The 19,333-nt window shown below is 61.0% G+C and carries 19 protein-coding genes and 1 tRNA gene; 8 read left to right on the forward strand and 12 right to left on the reverse strand.

The window, feature by feature from the left end:
* Nucleotides 1-66: 66 nt before the first annotated feature.
* The 6 genes from argB to rpmH all read right to left on the reverse strand — a co-directional run bounded on the left by argB (nucleotide 67) and on the right by rpmH (nucleotide 4,759).
* Nucleotides 67-954 (reverse strand): acetylglutamate kinase, encoded by an 888-nt coding sequence (gene argB, locus AB3L03_RS20010; RefSeq protein ID WP_007597683.1) that lies wholly within the window; start codon nucleotides 952-954, stop codon nucleotides 67-69.
* A gap of 231 nt (nucleotides 955-1,185) precedes the next feature.
* On the reverse strand, nucleotides 1,186-1,551 hold the full coding sequence (locus AB3L03_RS20015) for a DUF423 domain-containing protein (RefSeq protein WP_368506915.1): 366 nt from the start codon (nucleotides 1,549-1,551) through the stop codon (nucleotides 1,186-1,188).
* Entirely contained in the window at nucleotides 1,551-2,204 is a 654-nt protein-coding gene (gene yihA / locus AB3L03_RS20020) for a ribosome biogenesis GTP-binding protein YihA/YsxC (RefSeq protein ID WP_085351580.1), read from the reverse strand. The genes AB3L03_RS20015 and yihA overlap by 1 nt, the downstream gene beginning before the upstream one ends.
* Nucleotides 2,205-2,329: 125 nt before the next feature.
* Nucleotides 2,330-4,171 (reverse strand): membrane protein insertase YidC, encoded by a 1,842-nt coding sequence (gene yidC, locus AB3L03_RS20025; RefSeq protein WP_368506916.1) that lies wholly within the window; start codon nucleotides 4,169-4,171, stop codon nucleotides 2,330-2,332.
* A 13-nt stretch (nucleotides 4,172-4,184) separates the two neighbouring features.
* A complete protein-coding gene (gene rnpA, locus AB3L03_RS20030; protein ID WP_204512750.1) occupies nucleotides 4,185-4,598 on the reverse strand; it encodes a ribonuclease P protein component in 414 nt (137 codons plus the stop codon).
* A gap of 26 nt (nucleotides 4,599-4,624) precedes the next feature.
* A complete protein-coding gene (gene rpmH, locus AB3L03_RS20035; protein WP_008542748.1) occupies nucleotides 4,625-4,759 on the reverse strand; it encodes a 50S ribosomal protein L34 in 135 nt (44 codons plus the stop codon).
* Between the two features lie 382 nt (nucleotides 4,760-5,141).
* Between rpmH and AB3L03_RS20040 the strand changes: the two genes are divergently transcribed.
* From AB3L03_RS20040 to AB3L03_RS20050, 3 genes are all read left to right on the forward strand, one after another.
* The gene (locus tag AB3L03_RS20040; protein WP_204512749.1) at nucleotides 5,142-6,641 is read left to right on the forward strand and encodes an ATP-binding protein; all 1,500 of its coding nucleotides are present in this window, start codon (nucleotides 5,142-5,144) and stop codon (nucleotides 6,639-6,641) included.
* A 163-nt stretch (nucleotides 6,642-6,804) separates the two neighbouring features.
* A tRNA-Arg gene (locus AB3L03_RS20045) sits at nucleotides 6,805-6,882 on the forward strand.
* A 785-nt stretch (nucleotides 6,883-7,667) separates the two neighbouring features.
* Nucleotides 7,668-8,405, forward strand: a complete 738-nt coding sequence (locus AB3L03_RS20050) for a hypothetical protein (protein ID WP_368506917.1) — start codon at nucleotides 7,668-7,670, stop codon at nucleotides 8,403-8,405.
* A 37-nt stretch (nucleotides 8,406-8,442) separates the two neighbouring features.
* Here AB3L03_RS20050 and AB3L03_RS20055 read toward each other — a convergent pair whose 3' ends face one another.
* Nucleotides 8,443-9,027, reverse strand: coding sequence for a hypothetical protein (locus AB3L03_RS20055; RefSeq protein WP_368506918.1), 585 nt, complete (start codon nucleotides 9,025-9,027; stop codon nucleotides 8,443-8,445).
* A gap of 21 nt (nucleotides 9,028-9,048) precedes the next feature.
* On the opposite strand from AB3L03_RS20055, the gene AB3L03_RS20060 reads away from it, so the two are divergent.
* The 3 genes from AB3L03_RS20060 to AB3L03_RS20070 are packed head-to-tail and all read left to right on the forward strand — an operon-like array spanning nucleotide 9,049 to nucleotide 12,498.
* A complete protein-coding gene (locus tag AB3L03_RS20060; RefSeq protein ID WP_368506919.1) occupies nucleotides 9,049-9,591 on the forward strand; it encodes a hypothetical protein in 543 nt (180 codons plus the stop codon).
* A gap of 10 nt (nucleotides 9,592-9,601) precedes the next feature.
* On the forward strand, nucleotides 9,602-10,660 hold the full coding sequence (locus AB3L03_RS20065; protein ID WP_368506920.1) for a hypothetical protein: 1,059 nt from the start codon (nucleotides 9,602-9,604) through the stop codon (nucleotides 10,658-10,660).
* Between the two features lie 11 nt (nucleotides 10,661-10,671).
* A complete protein-coding gene (locus AB3L03_RS20070; protein WP_368506921.1) occupies nucleotides 10,672-12,498 on the forward strand; it encodes a hypothetical protein in 1,827 nt (608 codons plus the stop codon).
* Here the strand turns inward: AB3L03_RS20070 and AB3L03_RS20075 are convergent, their stop codons facing one another.
* The 4 genes from AB3L03_RS20075 to AB3L03_RS20090 all read right to left on the reverse strand — a co-directional run bounded on the left by AB3L03_RS20075 (nucleotide 12,499) and on the right by AB3L03_RS20090 (nucleotide 16,355).
* A complete protein-coding gene (locus AB3L03_RS20075; protein WP_368506922.1) occupies nucleotides 12,499-13,698 on the reverse strand; it encodes a DNA methyltransferase in 1,200 nt (399 codons plus the stop codon).
* Between the two features lie 593 nt (nucleotides 13,699-14,291).
* The gene (locus AB3L03_RS20080; protein WP_368506923.1) at nucleotides 14,292-14,606 is read right to left on the reverse strand and encodes a hypothetical protein; all 315 of its coding nucleotides are present in this window, start codon (nucleotides 14,604-14,606) and stop codon (nucleotides 14,292-14,294) included.
* A gap of 339 nt (nucleotides 14,607-14,945) precedes the next feature.
* Entirely contained in the window at nucleotides 14,946-15,710 is a 765-nt protein-coding gene (locus tag AB3L03_RS20085; RefSeq protein WP_368506924.1) for a hypothetical protein, read from the reverse strand.
* A gap of 105 nt (nucleotides 15,711-15,815) precedes the next feature.
* The gene (locus tag AB3L03_RS20090; protein ID WP_368506925.1) at nucleotides 15,816-16,355 is read right to left on the reverse strand and encodes a hypothetical protein; all 540 of its coding nucleotides are present in this window, start codon (nucleotides 16,353-16,355) and stop codon (nucleotides 15,816-15,818) included.
* A gap of 514 nt (nucleotides 16,356-16,869) precedes the next feature.
* On the opposite strand from AB3L03_RS20090, the gene AB3L03_RS20095 reads away from it, so the two are divergent.
* Both AB3L03_RS20095 and AB3L03_RS20100 read left to right on the forward strand, forming a co-directional pair.
* Nucleotides 16,870-17,619: a hypothetical protein gene (locus tag AB3L03_RS20095; RefSeq protein ID WP_368506926.1), complete on the forward strand. Its 750-nt coding sequence runs from the start codon at nucleotides 16,870-16,872 to the stop codon at nucleotides 17,617-17,619.
* Entirely contained in the window at nucleotides 17,620-18,120 is a 501-nt protein-coding gene (locus tag AB3L03_RS20100; RefSeq protein ID WP_368506927.1) for a type II toxin-antitoxin system VapC family toxin, read from the forward strand.
* Nucleotides 18,121-18,656: 536 nt separating this feature from the next.
* Here the strand turns inward: AB3L03_RS20100 and AB3L03_RS20105 are convergent.
* Nucleotides 18,657-19,142 (reverse strand): hypothetical protein, encoded by a 486-nt coding sequence (locus AB3L03_RS20105; RefSeq protein ID WP_368506928.1) that lies wholly within the window; start codon nucleotides 19,140-19,142, stop codon nucleotides 18,657-18,659.
* Between the last annotated feature and the right edge of the window lie 191 nt (nucleotides 19,143-19,333).

Below are 19,333 nucleotides of genomic sequence, written 5' to 3' on the forward strand. Positions count from 1 at the left end.
GGAAGCGCGTCAGGACGGAGCGGCGAGGCCGCCGCTCTCCCAGCACTGTTCCTGTCCGCTCTTCTCTCACTTGTGGATCAGCGTGCCCGTGCCGGTGTTGGTGAAGAGCTCGAGCAGCACCGCGTGCTGCATCTTGCCGTCGATGATGACGACGCCCTCCACGCCCTGTTCGAGTGCGTAGATGCAGGTCTCGACCTTCGGGATCATGCCGCCCGATATGGTGCCGTCCGCGATCAGCTTTCGCGCGTCCTTGACCGAGAGCTGCGGGATCAGCTTCTTGGACTTGTCGAGCACGCCCGGCACGTCGGTGAGCAGCAGCAGCCGCTTTGCCTTCAGCGCGCCGGCCACGGCACCTGCGAAAGTGTCGGCGTTGACGTTCAGCGTCTGCCCCTCTTTCGAGGTCGCGAGCGGCGCGAGCACGGGGATCAGCTCGTAGCCGATCAGCTGGTTGAGCAGCGTGAGATCGACTTTCTCGGGATCGCCGACGAAGCCGAGATCGACCGCCTTCTCGATGTGCGAGTCCGGATCCATGATGGTGCGCGTCGTCTTGGACGCCTTCACCATATTGGCGTCCTTGCCAGAGAGCCCCACGGCCTTGCCGCCGGCCTCGTTGATGTAGCCGACGATCTGCTTGTTGACGGAGCCGGCGAGCACCATCTCGACGATCTCGATGGTGGCGGCATCGGTGATGCGCAGGCCGGCTGCGAATTCCGAGACGATGCCGAGGCGCTTGAGCATGGTCGCGATCTGCGGGCCGCCGCCATGCACCACCACCGGATTGATTGCGGTCTGCTCGAGCAGCACGATGTCGCGGGCAAAATTCTTCGCGGTCTCCTCGTCCCCCATGGCATGGCCGCCATACTTGATGACGATGGTTTCCTCGTCATACTGCTGCATGTGCGGCAGCGCTTCGGACAGGATGCGGGCCTGGTCGAGCGGGGAGATTTCGGTCATGAGGCGGATCTCGCTGGCGGGATACTCGGGCCGCGTTCTATCCGATTGGCGGGCGGGGCGCAAAGTGATGTTCTTCCCCTCTCCCCTTGCGGGAGAGGGTGGATCGCCGCGATAGCGGCGAGACGGGTGAGGGGTTCTCTCCGCGCGCGCAATAGTGAGTTCGTGGAGAGAACCCCTCATCCGGCGCTTCGCGCCATCTTCTCCCGCAAGGGGAGAAGGAACAAAGAGCCACTATTTCTTTCCCACCACCGCCGCGAGCGTCACTGCCAGCCAGCTCAAGATCATCACCGATCCACCCGTCGGCGCCGCATATGGAAACAGCGAATGGCCGGCATATTGCCGCAAGGTGAGGTCGCCCGCGAACAGCGCGGCGCCGGCTGCGAAGCCGGACGCGGCGATGATGCCAATTCCGCCGTGCAGAAGGCCGCGCCCGAGCAGGGCGACGGTCGCGAGTATGGCGGTTGCATGAAACAGCAGCATGGCGCTTGCGGCGGCGAGCCGGCTCGCATCGCCGCCATGCGAGGAAGCGGCGGCCAGCGCGACGCCGGCGGCGCCCATCATACCGGCAAGCCCGATCAACAGGCGGAACGCCGCCATTACGAGGTGCGCTCTTCCAGCAGCTTGGCGATCGCGGCGCGCAGCTCGGCCATGCCGGTTGCGCTCCGCGACGAGGTCGCGAGCACGTTCGGGAACGCGGCCGGACGCTTGGCGAGCGCGGCCTCGGTCTCGACGATGCGCGATTGAAGCTCGGCGGCCTTGATCTGGTCGGCCTTGGTCAGAACCAGCTGGTAGCTGACCGCGGAGCGATCGAGTGTCTTCAGGACTTCGAGATCGACGTCCTTGAGGCCGTGCCGCGCGTCGACCAGCACGTAGACGCGCGCGAGGCTCGCGCGTCCGAGCAGGAATTTGTGGATCAGCTCGGTCCAGGACGCGACCTGGCTCTTCGGTGCCTTGGCATAACCATAGCCCGGCATGTCGACCAGGCGCAGGTCACTTTTCCCGGGGACCTCGAAGAAGATCAGCTCCTGGGTGCGGCCCGGCGTATGCGAGGTGCGCGCGAGCGCGTTGCGGCCGGTCAGCGCGTTGATCAGGCTGGACTTGCCGACATTGGAGCGGCCGGCAAAAGCGATCTCCAGCCCCGCCATCGGCGGCAGCGTTTCAGTCGAGGGCGAGGCCCAGATGAACTGCCAGTCGCGCGTGAACAGCTTTCGCCCGACCTCGATCAGCTTCGCATCTTTGTCGTCATTCATGCGAAGGCTTTCTGTTTGTCCGCGTCATTGCGAGCGAAGCGAAGCAATCCAAAAATGCATCCGCGAAGGGACTCTGGATTGCTTCGTCGCTTTGCCTCGCAATGACGGCTACGTCGCCTCAGTCGTCAGTTTTTTTTGAAGGAGTTTCGAATGTTGTCGAACAGCTCCACCTTCACGCCGTTGCGGCGCATGATGTAGCTCTGCTGGAGCACCGAGAGCGTGTTGTTCCAGGCCCAGTAGATCACAAGGCCCGCCGGGAAGCCCGCCAGCATGAAGGTGAAGATCAGCGGCATCCAGTTGAAGATCATCTGCTGCGTCGGATCCGGCGGCGTCGGATTCAGCTTCATCTGGAACCACATCGTGATGCCCATGATGATCGGCCAGATGCCGAGCGCCAGGTAGTGGCCGAACACCGGGATAGTGGTCGGATCGAACGGGATCAATCCGAACAGAGTGAACAGGTTGGTCGGGTCCGGCGCGGAAAGATCCTTGATCCAGCCGAAGAACGGCGCGTGCCGCATCTCGATGGTGACGAACAGCACCTTGTACAGCGAGAAGAACACCGGGATCTGGATCACCACGGGAAGACAGCCGGCGACCGGATTGATCTTCTCCTTGCGGTAGATCTCCATCATCTCCTGCTGCTGCTTCACCTTGTCGTCAGGGTAGCGCTCCTTCAGCGCCTGAAGCTGCGGTTGGACCGACTTCATCTTCGCCATCGAGGCGTAGGACTTGTTCGCCAGCGGGAAGAACAGGAGCTTCACGATCACGGTCACGAGCAGGATCGAGATGCCGAAATTGCCGAAGAAGCGGTAGAAGAAGTCGAGGCCGAGGAACATCGGCTTGGTGATGAAGTAGAACCAGCCCCAGTCGATCAACAGATCGAAATGGTTGAGGCCGAGTTCCTTGTTGTAGCCGCCATGGCCGGCGAGCGGGAAATTGATGCCGACAACGCTGGCTTCCTTGGCGCCGGCGAACAGCCGCGCGTTCGCGGTCGCGGAGCCGCCGATCGCGACGGTGACGGGATCGAGCAGATAATCGGTCTGGTAGGTGTGGACGTTGCCACTCGGGTTCGACGAGAAGCGCGCCTGAATCTGCGCACTGGTGTCCGGCAGCAGCGCCGAGGCCCAGTATTTGTCCGTCATGCCGAGCCAGCCATTGGTGGCCTTGAAGTTCACCGTCCTGGCTTCGTCGATTTTCTTGTAGGCGTATTCCTGCAAGCCATCGAGATAGCCGATCAGGCCTTCATGCAGGATGTAGTAGCCGGAGACCTGCGGCGTGCCGTGGCGCGAGATCAGTGCGAACGGATAGAGCGTGACCGGCGCGTTGCCGACATTGCTCACCTCGTCCTTGACGGTGAAGAGGTAGTGGTCGTCGACCGAGATGGTGCGACGGAAGTTGAGGCCCTCGCCATTGTCCCATTTCAGCAGCACCGGGGTCGTCGGCGTCAGGCTGCCGCTGCCGTCCTGCTGCCAGACGGTCTGCGCGTCCGGCAGTTTCGCCGTCACGCCCGTCGCCGGTACCCAGCCGAACTCGGCGTAATACGGCTCCGCGGTCCCCGAGGGCGAATACAGAATAATCGGCGGTGACTTCGGATCGACCGTTTCGCGGAATTGCACCAGCGCGACATCGTCGATGCGTCCGCCCTTCAGCGAGATGCTGCCGGCGATCCGCGGCGTCTCGATCTTCACGCGCGGGCTGGCAGCAATGGCGGTGTCACGGCTTTGAACCGGCTGGGCTTGCTGGTTCGCGCTCGGCGTCGACGGCTGGGCCGTGCTGCCGGCCTGCGGCGTGGCGCCCGGCGTCGCGGAAGCCGTCGGCTGCGGCGTGGTCTTCTGCAGCTCGGGCTGCGCCTGTTGCTGGGCGCGCTGCTTCTCCATCGCCGGCATGTTGTAGAAATATTGCCAGGCGATCAGCACGAAGCCCGACAGAATGACGGCGAGGATGGTATTGCGGTTGTCGGTCATCATTCTCTCGTCATCAATCCGGTTTGCGGCTGGTCGCAGGAGCGGGGCCGGGCTTTAAGCCGTCGGTTGTTGGGCTGCTTTTTGAGCCGCGTCCCTTGTGCGTATGCCGCGCGGGCTTCGCGAACGCTATGCGCAGATCGTCGAGCATGGTGGCGAAGCCGCGCGAGAGCGCGTCCCTTCGGCCGACCAGCACATAATCATGATGGGGCTGCATCGACACCGGATCGAGCCGCTTCACCAGTTCGCGAAGCCGGCGCCGGATGCGATTGCGCTCGGGGGCGTTGCCGTTCTTTTTGCTGACGGTGAAGCCGATCCGGATCGGGCCGCTATCGTCGCGACCGCGGCTTTGCAGGACGAACGCGGGGCTATTCACCCGCGCGCCATTGGCAACGGCGAGGAAATCCGCTCGCTGCCTCAGCCGATCCATGATGAAATCCCAAAAAGGGGTCCGGCTCAGGCGCTCAGACGCTTGCGGCCGCGAGCGCGGCGGGCGGCGAGCACCTTTCGGCCGCCGGCCGTGGCGAGACGGGCACGGAAGCCGTGACGGCGCTTGCGCACCAGTTTGCTGGGTTGATAAGTCCGCTTCACGGGTTTTTCTCCGCTGACCGGGCAATTTGCCTGTAGAATTGATGATAAAGTCCGGAAGATGCTGCCCAAAACGAGCCTTTTTCGGCCCCAAGAGAGCCGCTCCCGGCGGTCACACCGGGTCATCGCGGACAATTGCGCGGCTTATAAGCGAGCGCCTTCTTTTCGTCAACGCCGCACAAGAGCTCAATTCCGGCGAATATCGCTGTTTGTGCGGGGTTTTTAACCCTTGAGGTAGCGACTCGCCAAATCTGCGCTTACATCCGACCTTGGCAGATTGACGATCTGTAATTTGACCGCGCTGGGGGCGGGCCGCATCTTCGTACGCGCCAAACCCTTCACCAGCCAAATCTTCAACCCGGTAAAGGCAGCGAGGGCGAATTTCGTGGCAGCGACAGACCTCCAGCCGATCCAGGATGGGGATCAGCGGGACCCGCCGGCGGGGCTGCCGCGTGGGACGCGCGGACTTGGGCTGTCCGGCAAGCTGCTGCTGCTCACCGTCCCCCTGGTGATGATCGCGGCCATCCTGCTCTACGTGCCGGCCATCGCCAACTTCTGGGTCAACCGGCTCAACGACCGCGTCGCCGCGGCCAACACGGCAGCGCTGGTGCTCGATGCGGCGCCGCTCGGCATGGTCCCCGATTCGCTCTCGCGCGAGATCCTGAAAAGCATCAATGCGCGCGCCGTCGCCATCAAGATGGGCCAGCAGCGTCGCCTGCTCGCCAGCGACAATCTGCCCGCCGCCATCGAGCACGATATCGACCTGCGCGACATGACGGCGTGGGAGGCGATCACCGGCTCGTTCCGGATGATGCTGGAGACCGGCAACCAGGCCATCCGGATCGTCGGGCCCGGCGTCGGCAACGCCCAGTTCATGGAGATCGTCACCGACGAGCTGCCGCTGCGGCAGTCGATGTATCGATTCTCCCGCAACGTCGTGGTGGTCGCGCTGATCATCGCGGTGCTGACCGCCGGCCTCGTCTATCTCGCCATGCATTATCTCTTCGTGCGCCCGATGCGGCGGCTGACCGCGAGCCTGGTCGGCTTCCACGAAAATCCCGAGAGTTCAGCGGGGATCATCGTGCCGAGCCATCGCAGCGACGAGATCGGCGTTGCTGAGCGCGAATTATCGGACATGCAGCGCGACCTGATGTCGATGCTGCATCAGAAGAGCCGGCTCGCCGCCCTCGGCCTCGCCGTCTCCAAGATCAATCACGACCTGCGCAATCTGCTGGCCTCGGCACAACTCCTGTCGGACCAGCTCGCCAGCGTGCCGGATCCGCGGGTGCAGCGCTTTGCGCCAAAACTCGTCCGCTCGCTCGAGCGCGCCATCGCCTTCTGTCAGTCGACCTTGTCTTACGGCCGCGCCCAGGAAGCCGCGCCCGACCGGCGCATGATCATGATCGAGCCGGTGGTGCTTGAGGTGCGCGAGACCGCTGGCCTTGCCTCCGACGCCTCGATCTCCTGGGTCGCCGCAATCGAGCGCGGGCTCGCGGTCGATGCCGATCCCGACCAGCTCTTCCGCGTGCTGCTCAACCTCGTCCGCAACGCCGCCCAGGCGCTGGAAAGCCATGCGTCCGCCGAGGGCGGCGCGCAGCAGATCCGGATCACGGGAAAACGCGAGGGCGCGGTCGCCATCCTCGAGGTCTCCGATACCGGCCCTGGCGTGCCGCAGAAGACTCGCGAACACCTGTTCGAGGCGTTCCAGACCTCCGGCCGCCCCGGCGGCAGCGGCCTCGGCCTTGCCATCGCCGCCGAGCTGGTCCGCGCCCATGGCGGCGACATCCATCTGGTCGAAGGCACCATCGGTGCCACCTTCCGGATCGTCATCCCCGACCGCCCCGTGGAACTGCTCTCCGTCCGCAACGAGCGGGCGCGGGCGTAGGTCGGCCGGCGGCTGAGTGCGGAAACCGTCATTTCCCAGCAAAATCACCTCAATCCGGACCTTGCCAATTGGGGCAAGAGCGGTTAGTCAGGGCGCTCTTTCGCACCCCTCCGGCGTCGCCGGGGGCTGCCTGCGGGCCACGCCCGCAATGTCAGCGAAAAACGCGCCCGTAGCTCAGCTGGATAGAGCATCAGACTACGAATCTGAGGGTCGGACGTTCAGAATCGTTCCGGGCGCGCCAGTCTATCAATGACTTAGCTCGCAGAGCACCTCGGTAAGACGTTCGCGGTAAGCACCTGGTAAGCAAACGGGCGCCACCGCGCTCGCTGATCGTCAGCAGGTACTTGATGAAGCCGAATCGGTGTGGCGCTCGACCAGAGCCGGATCATGCTTCCAGCCCAGTCAGCAGCTTCAGCCAGGTGCCGGCCTCGTTTTGACCGGCTTTCAGCCTTGCCCGCAGCTCGGATTCCCCGGCATTCAGCCTCTCGAACGCTGCATCAATAGGTCATCAGGTGGCCCAATCGGCCGAACAGGCCCTGCGGTATAGGGCTTCCTCCAGCCGAAAAGCGGCTCGAAACCGAGGCGTTCAGAGGCTTTTGGCCAGAGCACAAAGGCCGACGCCTAAAAAACCGTCTCCAAAATTTCCGCCAGTTTCGTCCGCCAGAGCAGCGGGTTTCCGGCAGCCATTCGGATCAACTTCCAAATTCATCATCCTCTCGGCGCGATGACTGATTGGGCTGCGCCACGAGGGAAAATCCACCCAGCGTTGGAGTTTGAGCCTCTCAACAACGCCTACACCGAGACGATTTCGTCTTGGGCACCTTATTTTCAGGTGTCCTGTAGGGTTGGATGGCAAACAAGGCGGCGGACTGACGGGGCATAGTTTCGATTGGCAGGCGTATGCAATTATGCACGCTGTGACTAAACACGTCCCCGAGATGTACGCTAAAACGTCAATCGGATCACTTGGATATATCCTGAGCTGCCCGCATCAGCTCTAGCCGTTCTTGCAAGGATGAGGCGCCATTGGTTACCCGCCCCTTCGAGATGCCGTCTACCCATCAGTGGAGCTTCGCAGCTATCCGCGAGCACGATCCTGTTCGCGCGGACCGCCTGGAGCGGGCCTCCAGCGCTGACGATGTATTCGAGGGGGTACGCGCGTCATTGGCCGCGGCAATTGCTGAAGAAAAATGGCGTCTTGCTGTAGACCACCTGACTCATGAGGTCCCCGGTGTCCGGGCGATACTGCAGTTTCCGGTCAACTGCGATGTCTTTGACGCATTCTTCAATTCCAGGTGCGGCTATAGGGCGAACTATTGGTACGATCCCGCGTGCGGCTTGGGCGCCGAAGCACGTCTCATCTCCTCTATGAGGGAGCTGCTGAGACTTCTGCCGACGCACCTTCATGCACGCATCGTCAAAGTGCGGTTTGATCAATCAAGCCGCGTAGAAGTGGATATTGGTCGTCGCTCTGTCGGCGCGGAATTCTTGATGCACTCGCTCGGGTCCTCGCTGGCGAAAATTTTCGTTTGCGAGCGCCCCATCCGAGGTACCGAAGGCCTCATGGCTGATTTGGTGCAGAGTCTGGTCGATGAGGCATTTCGCCTTGTTGTCCCTAGGTGGCCGAAAGCTCGGGCTATCTGCCCCGACCCGCCGTCCTGCTGGTTAGACTGGAAGGGCGCTTTTATACACGGCGCTGAGCAGTTCCAGCCTAAGCATCCCACCGCGCGAGCTGCGACTTTGCACCGGACGGGGTGGACGTAAGCCTCATTTGTGCAAGACAGGGCCTAGTATTCTCAATCTAAGCGTCGCGCTCAGATTTCGGATTGTTTGGATCAGAACTAGGCTGGCGGGCACGGGGATTTGGACGCGCTGGTGAATTCACGATTCGCATAGGAATGTCGAGCCGATCGGGGCTGAAGGAGGAGTTTTCGAGCCATACTGCCACCTGCTCTAGGCCTGACGTGAATTGCTTGATCTTCCGGTACTCGGCGCGAAAGCTCGCTTCATCAAAAAGGACGCCGGGGGTGTCGAACGACCCTTTCGCCTTAACGGTCATGAAATAAACGGCGGGAGCGTCTTCGCCGATCATGAAAGGGTCGTGGACAAGCATGTTTCTTACCGTCGAGTAGTCGCCAATATCTCTGAGCAATTTTTTAAAATCGGCCTTCAGGGCGTCCTCTATGCTCGAAATGTCCACCAATGTTCGGACGATGTTCAACTTCTCTCGAATGGTCAAGTTGGCGCAAACGACAGTATTCATTAGAGCGTCGAGCTTCGTTCCCGCGGAGACGCAGAGATGGAGCGTTTGCTCCATTTGTGACCAGCGATGAAGGAATTCGCCCACGAGCGCGAAGCTACCCTTGGCGTGTTGGTCGCTGGTCATCTGCCCAGTCCATGAAGGTTGTTGGAGCGTAAGGCACCCGCACGTTCCGAGCCCCTGCGGCCTATCCGCCGCGGACACAGTGTCCGCCAGATCATCAAAGCTACCGCTGTCAGTATCTTTTTTCGTGCCCTCGGAAGCAAGCCGTACGCCGGTGCCCGGGACCCCATCGAGCAGGCCAAGCCGCTATCGGTCGAATTCAAGTCGAATTATGCCAATTTGCCAAGATTCTCCTGGACTCTGTATTTGGATAATTTAGGGGAAATATTGTTGGATTTTATTGTCGGAATTTCAAGCTGTACGGAGGCGCTCATGCTAGAAAAATCGGCCGAAAAGGTTAAAGGGAGCCCTGAAAAGCGCAAGAAATTCGTTGAATTGGCTGAGAATCGAACCCGTAATGCGATCAAGGCCATTCGCGTAATCGCTAAATTGGGTAACCGGTCGGCCTACGAGTACACCGAGGCCGACGTTAAGAAGATCGCAGGGGCGCTCCAACGTGAGATTGATGCGCTCAAAGCCCGGATGATGCAGTCCGGTACGAAGGATTCCGTCGATTTCAGCCTGTGAGGAAGTTGGAATGCCGTTGAATGCCCCTGACCTTTTGACCCGACTGTCGAGCGCCCGTTCGACCGGGCAGGTGGAGGCCATCATGGCCGGTCTGCCCATCGTGCCGCCCGAGCAATACCAGTGGCTCTCCGACACTGAACGAGCCGGCAGATGGCAGCCCGGTAACCTGCACTGGGTGCCCGTGGGCCGCGACCGGGGCAATGGCGGGCGCATCAAGCTGGCCGGAGAGCCGATGAACCCTCTCGCCGAGCGCCTGGTCAATGGCATGGAGGCGCTGATCGAACTCGCCCGGCTGCGCGAGCTCGCGAAGAATCGCGCTGCGGTTATGCCGGCGACCCCGCGCGAAGCGGTCCTCCGCTACTTCGGCTTCCCGCGGCTCGACCAGATCGAGCGCCTTGACGATGACGAGCGCAAGGCAAAGTCCGCGCTTGCCGACAAGGTGCGCAAGGACCTCTCAATCAAGCTGGACTTCGAGAAGAAGTCCAAGCAGTTCGCCGTCACCGTGCGCGATCACGGGATGGGCCAGACACCAGAGAACGTGCACCGCACGCTCCTTTCGCTCGGCCGCACCGAAAAAGCTGACAAGCCCTATCTGATTGGCGTGTTTGGCCAGGGCGGCTCCTCCGCCTTCTCGATCGCCAAGTATTCCGTTGTGATCTCGCGTCGTGCCAACGACATCCGCAAGCAGGGCGAAGGTGCCGGCGTCGGCTGGTCCATTGTGAGGGAAATCCAGCCAAAGGGCCGGCGTGATCCGTATTTTGCGTACCTCGCTGCAGCGGAGGACGGCGGAGTACCAACCATCGCGGAGGCCCATGCCGAGAAGTTCGGCCAGGGCGCGCACTTCTGCCACATCGCCTATGACTTCGGCGCTTCGGAGTCGTCGATTGCCAGGTTGATGTATCAGTCACTCAACCATGTGCTGTTCAACCCGGTGATGCCGTACGAACTGTACGCGCTGAAGGACACGGCGGACCCGATGAAGGGTACCGCTCAGCGCCTTGCCCTGCGCGTGCGCCGGTTTGGTCCGGCAGCGCTCGATAAGTCGTTCACGCAGCTGCCGGTGGTGTGAGGAAAATCGCAATGTCTGAATCAGCACTGCAGGCCGAGCCGCTTCTGTTTGATGATCTTCCGGTCCAAGACCTAGGCACTATTTCCATCCGCGTGTTCGTGTTGCCGCCGAAGGACAAGAAAGGCGCCGAGAAGCAGGCGGCGCTCCCGCTCGATCTCGAGGCAGGCGAAGAGTTCATGCTGGAGAGCCAAGGCGCGACGCCGATCAGCAGCTATCTGGAGGCGAGCCGGGGCAAGCGTTGCGTGGTTTTCTTGGTGAACGGTCAGCGGCAGGAGTTCGACGACAACACCTTCATTGTGCAGGAACTGGGCTTCCGCTATCTGCGTTCGCGCATGATGATCATGATCGACGTTGACGGACTCGCGCAGGAAGCGATCGGTCGCCTGATGCAGGGGTCGCGCCAGGGGTTCTATCGCGGCGCTGTGCGGGAAGCCGTCACCAAGCGCGTCGTGGCGACCTTGAAGGGCGACCCCGATTTGATACGCCTGGAACAGGAGGCGGAAGAGGCAGTTTCGGAATTGTCAGCGGGCGACGAGAAGGTCAAGCAGACGCTCGATCAGCTCATCGAGTCGCACCACGACAAGGGGCATTCCTTCGTTGAAGGCATAGGTTCAGCCGGTGACACGCACGGCGGCGACGAACTCGGCTTCAAGACCGTCGTGAAGGGCGGCGTCGTCACGCTGTTGCCGCCCGATGTTGGCCAGGCGTCGGACTATCCAGTGCTGACGTCTCAACCTGCTGCGTCGATTATCCGCTTGCGGCCGAACGTGTCGCGTGAGATCGCCATCAAATCCATCCCATCCGGGCATTGGGCCGCGATCCAGCAATTCACCGTGGAGGGCGACTCCAAGGTTCTGGAACTCAACGTGAAGCATGAACGCCTAGAGGACCAGGGCAAGCTGACGCTTCTGTTCAATGAGCCCCAGGACTTCGACAAAGACGAATACCCGGTGCGGGCCAACATTAAAGTCACCGCGCGCTTCAATGGCATCAAGGAGTCGCGCCGGCTCGAACTTTCCGTTCTGGTCAAACCCGATGCGGACAAGCCAGACCCGAAGCTCTCGGATGATCCTATCAAGCTGAAGGTCACGTCGCGCCAGCCAGTGCAGGTCCGCCGCGGCGACACTGGGACGCATGTACGTATGCGGTGGGACGGCAAAGATCGCCTGATCACTGGCGATGATGCGTCGTGGAAGTTTTCAGCCAAGCTGCTGAGCGGCACTCAGCCCGACATCCATTTTTCGGACCCCTCCGCAGGCCGCTTCACCATGCTGGTGTCCCCGCTCCCCGAGTGGCAGACAGGGCAGCGGCTCACGTTCGAGGTGTTAGCGACGGGTCCAAAGGGCCGTCAGCTCGTGACGTCATTCGACGCTGATGTTGTCGATCCACCGGAGCCTGCGGTCAAGGAGGAGAAAGCGCCGCGGTTGGTAGATAGCGAGTTCAAGACGGGCTCAATGCGGCGCCCGCCCTACGAGCTGAAGACGATCACGCGCGACGAGTACGACCAGCCATGCTGGAACTCCGACGAGTGGACCGACGAAGATGCGGGAGCGTTCCTCAAGCCCACCGAGCGCGCACCGCTCATCCTTATCATCAATCAGGACATGGTGGCGCTGCGTGAGTTTCGTCAGGCGCTGGCGAAGCGCAACATGGAAAAGGACGTTGAACGCAAGCTCACGAAGTACACGTCGCACATCGCCTTCCACCTGTACCAGATGTATCAGGCGACCATCGGGAAGAAAGACGACGACGTGGATGCCGCTGACGCAGCTCGGCGTGCCGAGGTTCGGCGCGTCGCGCTCACCATGATCAAGCTGATGGATGTCGCCGAGAAGTAGTTAGCGGCGGTGATGGAATAGGACGACTTCCTGGCTGCCCGGTGTCGTGCCGCGCTGAGCGCTGTACCACCGGCGGCCGGGGACGCTGCGCCACAGCCGTCCGTCAGCTTCTCCCTCAAGTATCGGCAGACGAAATTCGGTCAGACCGGCTTCTTCCATGGCTTCGAGGTAGCGCGGGAGTTGCCAGTCCGGCGACGAGAACGCCACCATCTGCACCACGGCCGTGTTCTTGTCCGCGAGCGCGGCGACGGACGACATCGAGCCTTTGATGTTCTCGAAGTAAGTTTGAAGGCCGGGATATTTCCGGTCACCCATCGTGTAGTAACTCGACCCCGCGCCATCGAGCTTGTTGGCTATCATGAACGGCAGCGGCGCTTCCTTGCGGCCGTCCACCTGCCAGCGGTGATAGAGAACGTGCACTCCGGGATACGGTGGAGATGTTACCACCAGCCGAGGTGCGCGCATCGCAGTCAACGAGGCCTCTTGGTGGATACCGATCGCGCTGCGTCGAAAAATCGTGACCGGCTGCCGGCCGTGCGCTTTCACCGACCGACGGAGTTCGCGCGCGCCAACGACCATATCTTTAGCGGTCTCCTGGAGGGTCTGCCGGAAGTCATTGATGGTCGCGCGCTTACTGCGCCCGTCGAGCGCCCACTGCGCGCTGCGCAGAACCACACACCGGCCGAATGCCTCAAGGCGCGGCGTACCGAGCATGACTGCTGCGGCAACCGACTGCTCAATCGCCTTGCGCAGCCGCCAGCGTGACCTATTGTCGAGGTGCTTGTAGTACCCGAGCTCTTGGTAATCGCTGATTGGTGTGGAAGGTCGATGAATGTCAACTAAGGACGCAACTTTGCCGGCCCATTGCTCCAATGTTTCGAGTTCGGCCTCCGAGTAGACCATGCATTTGGCGCTCGCGATGAACTCGGCCAACGAGCTGATGTCCACACCTACGGATTCACGGCCGGAGGCCAGCGCCTCCACGAGCGTGGTGCCACCGCCGACATGAGGATCGAGCACAAGATCGCCGGGCTTCGTGAACGCCTTGATGGCCGCGCTCGCGAACGTTGGCGAGAAGCGGGCGGGATATTTGTAATAGCCGTGTGTCAGACCACGGACGGGCGAGGGGTCGCGCGCAGCCGCGACCAGCACGGCTTGCGCCTCGTCGGAAAGCCCCAGATCGTCCCGGTGGTCATACATCGGTAACCATAAATATCAAGTTTGGTTAACGTCGCCTTACCTGCGAATCGCCATAGGGCAAAGAGACTCCCGAAGGAAGGCGATGAGTAGGCCAAAAGCGAAACTTCCGGCCATTGAAGGCAAAAAGATGTGGGTACAACGAGTTGGCGCGATCGAGGACCAGTCGCCGGCGGCAGCCCCAACCTGTGATGTGCGCTAGTCGCTAATCCCGCCGCAGCGAAGCACTAGGTATCCAGATGGATCGAGCCCTGTCGCCTCGACGGTTCTCGGCCGGCGAGGCATTCGCCGCATCCGCAGGGTTCGTTCAGCCTAGTAGACGCAAGTCGCGGGAGGATAGCCGGGGGGCCCTCAGACGACGCCTACACCGAGGCGAGTTCGTCCAAGGCGCCTCATTTCTTGGAGGGGTGTAGGTGTGGATGGCTCAAGAAAACGCGAACTGGCGGGCCGTGGCTTCGACTGGCAGAGATATGCAGTTGTGCCTACCTCGCTCAAGCATGGTCCTGGAGATGCGCTGCAAGGAGGCAAACCCACCTTCGTCTCCCCCGAGGACACATTACCTACATCGCGCGTGGGAGAGATGAAGCCGGGTTGGGCTACGACCTGGGCCGGGCCGGGCAGTATTTCCGGGAGGCGCTGGCGGCCGTCATCTTGCCATCGCAGACCTGCTGGCAGAGCTGATTGAAGGGGCGCTGCCCCGGCTCCAGCTCAGTTTCCTTGATCCAGCTCTCGTGGTTATCCATGATCTCCCTCAGGCGCCGTGCCTCGTAGCCGCTACGGACGTCCTCGCACGATGGCCTAATTGCACAGTTGGCGAACAGCATGCCGATGGTCTCGCACTCCCGCGCGGTGTAGGTCTCGGCAGCGGCCGGGGTGATGAGCAGCACCAGGGCTATCACAACACGATACATGGGCAACTCACGGCTCGGGCCGGTAGTGGGGGCAGAAGTTTCTGGTCGCTTTCAACACGGTGCTCTTGCCGTGGCAGACCTGATCACACAGCGGCCTAGGTCCAGCTCTGGGTGTGCGTCCGAGAACGTGATTAGGTCCTTACTCTCGCCCGCCCCAGCGCGATGTACCATATAGCACTGCGGCAGCTTTTCGGACACCGAGCAGGCGTCAAAGATGTACAATCCGGTCACAGGTGGCTGTGTCGTATTTCGCTGCTTGGGCCGGGCTGATCAGCAGCCCCAGGGCCAGAATGGCGCATTTCATCCCACCCTCCGTCAGGTTGAGGGACCGGGGCCGGGCTACGGCTTGGTCCGAACTGGCTTCAGTACCCTCGCGACCGGCGCTGCCAACCGGAGGGCATCAGCAGCACTGATTTCTCCCCGCGAATAATGCCGCAGCATCGCGGCCTCCGCCTCCTGGATCACGATCTCATCGTAGCCTGCGGGCGCGGGGCGGCGGCAGAACTTCTTCAGCGCCATCTGAGCGGTCATCTTTTCGTAGCACACATTCTTGCACATAATGTCGAATGTGCCCTGGTCCGACGTCAATCGAGAGTACGGCAGATGATGTCGCAGCTCGATCGCGAGCGTGCTGTTGTCGCCCCAGCGTAACCATTTATGGCTCACGTCGGCGGGGATGCACTCGCCGTCATTCTCATCGAGGCTCTTCGCGCAAATATTGAAATACTGCGCCGCCACCGCGCATTCGCGCTCGTTGAATTTAAGATTTTGAGCGAACACCCGACAGGACGAAGCAGCGTCAGTCTCTTCCGGGGTTGCGGTCGCCTCGCACTCCGCTACCTGGGTGTTACCCCCGGGCGACACGACAAGGGCGTGGCCAGTGAACTTGAGTTTGGCGCTCGCCGTGCAGACAACGTTTTGGAAACTACAGGACCAAATCAATTCTATCAGGTTAACTTTCAGGTTCTTGCTTTCGAGGTGCTTTTGAATATCGCTCTTGGCCTTCTCGCCGAGAGAACCCAGCTTGACAGCCTCGTCGTGCGTGATCGCCTCAGCGAGAGCTGGGGTGACCAGAAGCCCTAGGATGAAAGCAATGCGATACATTGGCTAACACCGCTAATTGAAATAATAGAGATATTAGCTCTAGGCCACCGTGAGTAAAGAATGATCCCCGAGCATCCACCGAAATGGGGAGCACAGGTGGTAGCATTAGCGTGGAGTGCCCGCCGGAAATCTCGCCTGTATCTCGGGCTCTAGCTCGCGACATCCGATTTCATTACAACTGAGCGTGACGTAACCGCCAATATCTGAGCTGCTGTCTGAACGGCGTTCGCCCGTTTGTCTGTTGATGTGCTCCGCTTGATAGACCTTCACTGCGTGAGGCTCACTCACGACCAGGACATCGATATCCCACGAAGAACTCTTTCCATCCGCGTCCTCGACAGTGATTGCTGAGCGTCCGGGAGAGAGGCCGCTGAACTCTACGACATGATCGGTCTGAGGGGCGGCCTTGACCAAAAACTCGTCATCGATCTTGATCCGCTTAATCGGCTTCTTGAAGTAGATGCGGGTCGCGTCACCGAACTTCACGATAATGTCGCCCTTGCCCTTTTCCGGAGCAGGAAGGATAGGCTGGCTTATCACGTCTCGGCTTCGAGTAGCCTGGTCCACATCTTGCGCAGACGCGGGAAACGATGCTGCCGCTGCCACGATTGCGGCAGCGCAGGCGCTCAACTGCATGATGTTCATCGAAAATCCCCCCTCGCCCTAACGGCAACCTCACGACTAAAGATGGCACGTCCCGCGCTGCGGGGCTTTAAAACGCTCTCTTTATAACACCCACAGGATTATTATTTAACACCGAAGCGATTATTTTTGCGATTTAATTAATTTACCGCCCGGGTGCTGAGTTAATGCTCTTGGAGGGTGCGCGGCGCCCTGAAGGCCGACACGCGCCCCCAGACATCATCGTCCGCGAGCACACCCCCCCTTGAACAGGTCGGGGATCATGTCAGCTTGGTCAGGACCAACGCAGTCGGCACTAGTCTGGGTCGGCACAAGCCTCACCTTTGGGGCCTTCCCCGACGGGGGAAAATACGTTTCCAACCAACGCACACTCGCGTGCGTGCTAGCTGCCCAACGGCTTGGCCACAGGCTTGGCGTCGAACCGGCTTGTATGGCCTTGTGAGGAAAAAATTGACCAGCTCCACATACCATTTGCCTTGCGTGGTGTTATGTTTGGAACATTGGAGGAACGACGGACGTGACGGAGCACGAGCAATATCGCTTGAAAATCGACGTTTTCAGCGTCGATAGCCTGCCTATGGCCCGCCTGGCGGAGTACATGGCCGAGCTGGCCAGCCTATTGGGCGAGCGCGAGCGCGTGCATTTCTCACACCTTGAACCGGGCAGTGCCGTGCTGGTGTCGAACATCGAGCCGGTCGCCTTTCCGAAGGTGGAGGAGCGCGTGACGCGGGTCAGTCGCGGGGATGGCCCCAAAGATGCGATGCAGGCGTACAAGAACATCGATAACCTGCTCGCAAAGGACGGCGCCGTTGCCGTGCTCATTTCGCCGAGCCAGAGCAAGGTCATCGAATTTCCCGGTCGCGCGCGGCCAAAGCCGGTGCGCTATGGACCGTTCCGGGAAGTCGGCACCCTTGATGGTCGGATCATTCGCATCGGCGGTCGTGACGAAACTATACCGGTTTGGCTCAAAGACGGGGACGCTGAATATCATTGCAACGTGCGCGGCGAAGACGTCGCGCGACGGCTCGCACCGTATTACCTCAACGGCATAGTGCGTGTGCAAGGTAGCGGCAAATGGATGCGAGACGAAAACGGCACCTGGGAGCTGGAGCAGTTCGACATCTATGATTTCGAGGTTCTTGAGGACAGCCCAATGGGTGACGTCGTCGGTCAGCTTCGCGCTGTCGAGGGCAGTACATGGCACCAGAGTGATGACGCGCTGACCGATATTCTCGGCCTGCGTCGCGACGATAAGGACCGCCACTAGATGGCGGTCGTGGTCTTTGATACATCGTTCCTCATCCCCTTGCTGGACCCTCGCGTAAAAGGCTTTGGCGCGGTCGATGTGAAGCTCCTGCATCTCATCCAAATGCTCGATAAACAGAGGGACGTCATCGTTGTCCCGACACCGGCCCTTAGCGAGCTACTCATCGGGGCTGGCGATGCCGCACCCCAATATTTGGACATTCTGAACAGGACGCCGCGCTTTAGGATTGCGGCGTTCGGCCCGCGCGCAGCGGTGGAAGCGGCAGAACGGCATCGGCGGGCGTCGCGCAACAACGATAAGAGGGAAGGCGCCGAGAGCTGGGCGAAGCTCAAATTCGACCGGCAAATTATTGCCATCGCGAGGGTCGAGGGCGCGGACTGCATTTACTCGAACGATGACGATATTCGGCGCTATAGCAAAGCGGAGGGTTTGGAAGTTATCCGACTTGGAGATTTGCCCGAGCCGCCGGAAAAAACCCCCGATCTGTTCGATAAATTGTAGTCGGCCGAACGCGGTTCTCGCGCTCGTAGCAGGGCCCACGCCGCATACCGACGAAAAGCTCGCCGTCCCGGATGTACCCTGCCAGCATCGCGTCAGACGTGTGGCGTGTCTGCGCCCAAATCTTCCAAGTTGGCATCCCCCATCTGTGATGCGCTGGGAGTAAGTGCCGCCCGGAGGGAGTGACCAGAATATCCAAAAGGACCGACGCCAGCCGACAGCTACTGCTCGGCGGACAGCGGCAATCGTTGATTGTGCCCGACAACGTACTTTGAAGCCGAATTTCACCCGGCGTCTGCCATTGATGCCGCTACAGCTACGCGCGCTGCCGGGGTCCGTTTGCTGGCACCCAACCTTATCGCCGCCGCCCGGACACCAAGAAATTGGCCCGAGCACTCGCGCGGCAACCCGCACCCGCGTGAAAATCGCTCAATGCCTCTTAAAAGCAGAACCCCGCCGGAACATCGACGGGGTTTGCCAGCGATCTGAGCCCGGTTTTATTAGGCGGCGCTTACCCTCTTGCAGAGGGCGGGGTGGGTTCAGGACCAGAAGGTCCGATGATCGATGCGAATGTCATATTGGCTCAGGAGCCGTTCCATGCCGCGGGCCGCAAGATAGCTGACAAATGCCGCTTTAGCCGCGACCAGGGCCGCTGCGACGTGGGACGCCGGATCGGGGGTGGGTGTGGCAATGCCAGTGCCCAGAGCCGCAGTGACAGCAGCGGTGACGGCCTCTTCCAGAACTTTCCGCACCGCGGCGTCAGGTTCAGGCCCATCGATTACCAGCCGGAAATCGTGCTGCAGGAACTCCGTGTGTCCCGTGCCGATGCATACTTTGGCCCCGGGCCGAGGATACACCCACTTGCCGCACGTCAAACGGGGTTCGAGCCCGAACTGCGCGATCTTTCTGTCCACGATTGTGCCCGCGTCGGCAGACGCGCTCATGGCAAAAAGGCTGCCTACGCAGGCCGCTGACCGCAGGTATTTCGGGAGGCTGTTCTTGATCATTGAATTGATTTTGGACATGTGGTTGCCACCTTCCTGTTAGAGTTCGCCGGCGGTCTAGCTGACGACGAGGCGTCGTCGGCCCGCCGGGCTCTCCTCAGAAATCGTGGTCGAAGTTCAGCCTCAACGTGCTTTCGGTTTACGTCCGCTCACGCCGTTCCCACTGCATGAACGGGCGTTCATAGAAGCGATCGCTGAATAGGACGCTGTTC

Origin of the sequence: Bradyrhizobium lupini (assembly GCF_040939785.1) — a bacterium.
GTDB classification, from domain to species: Bacteria; Pseudomonadota; Alphaproteobacteria; order Rhizobiales; family Xanthobacteraceae; genus Bradyrhizobium; species Bradyrhizobium canariense_D.

Bases quoted from the DNA above. Each gene is read 5' to 3' on its own strand.
- argB (WP_007597683.1), bottom strand. From the start codon at position 954: ATGACCGAAATCTCCCCGCTCGACCAGGCCCGCATCCTGTCCGAAGCG.
- AB3L03_RS20015 (WP_368506915.1), bottom strand. From the start codon at position 1,551: ATGGCGGCGTTCCGCCTGTTGATCGGGCTTGCCGGTATGATGGGCGCC.
- yihA (WP_085351580.1), bottom strand. From the start codon at position 2,204: ATGAATGACGACAAAGATGCGAAGCTGATCGAGGTCGGGCGAAAGCTG.
- yidC (WP_368506916.1), bottom strand. From the start codon at position 4,171: ATGACCGACAACCGCAATACCATCCTCGCCGTCATTCTGTCGGGCTTC.
- rnpA (WP_204512750.1), bottom strand. From the start codon at position 4,598: ATGGATCGGCTGAGGCAGCGAGCGGATTTCCTCGCCGTTGCCAATGGC.
- AB3L03_RS20055 (WP_368506918.1), bottom strand. From the start codon at position 9,027: ATGACCAGCGACCAACACGCCAAGGGTAGCTTCGCGCTCGTGGGCGAA.
- AB3L03_RS20065 (WP_368506920.1), top strand. From the start codon at position 9,602: ATGCCGTTGAATGCCCCTGACCTTTTGACCCGACTGTCGAGCGCCCGT.
- AB3L03_RS20070 (WP_368506921.1), top strand. From the start codon at position 10,672: ATGTCTGAATCAGCACTGCAGGCCGAGCCGCTTCTGTTTGATGATCTT.
- AB3L03_RS20075 (WP_368506922.1), bottom strand. From the start codon at position 13,698: ATGTATGACCACCGGGACGATCTGGGGCTTTCCGACGAGGCGCAAGCC.
- AB3L03_RS20080 (WP_368506923.1), bottom strand. From the start codon at position 14,606: ATGTATCGTGTTGTGATAGCCCTGGTGCTGCTCATCACCCCGGCCGCT.
- AB3L03_RS20085 (WP_368506924.1), bottom strand. From the start codon at position 15,710: ATGTATCGCATTGCTTTCATCCTAGGGCTTCTGGTCACCCCAGCTCTC.
- AB3L03_RS20090 (WP_368506925.1), bottom strand. From the start codon at position 16,355: ATGAACATCATGCAGTTGAGCGCCTGCGCTGCCGCAATCGTGGCAGCG.
- AB3L03_RS20100 (WP_368506927.1), top strand. From the start codon at position 17,620: ATGGCGGTCGTGGTCTTTGATACATCGTTCCTCATCCCCTTGCTGGAC.
- AB3L03_RS20105 (WP_368506928.1), bottom strand. From the start codon at position 19,142: ATGTCCAAAATCAATTCAATGATCAAGAACAGCCTCCCGAAATACCTG.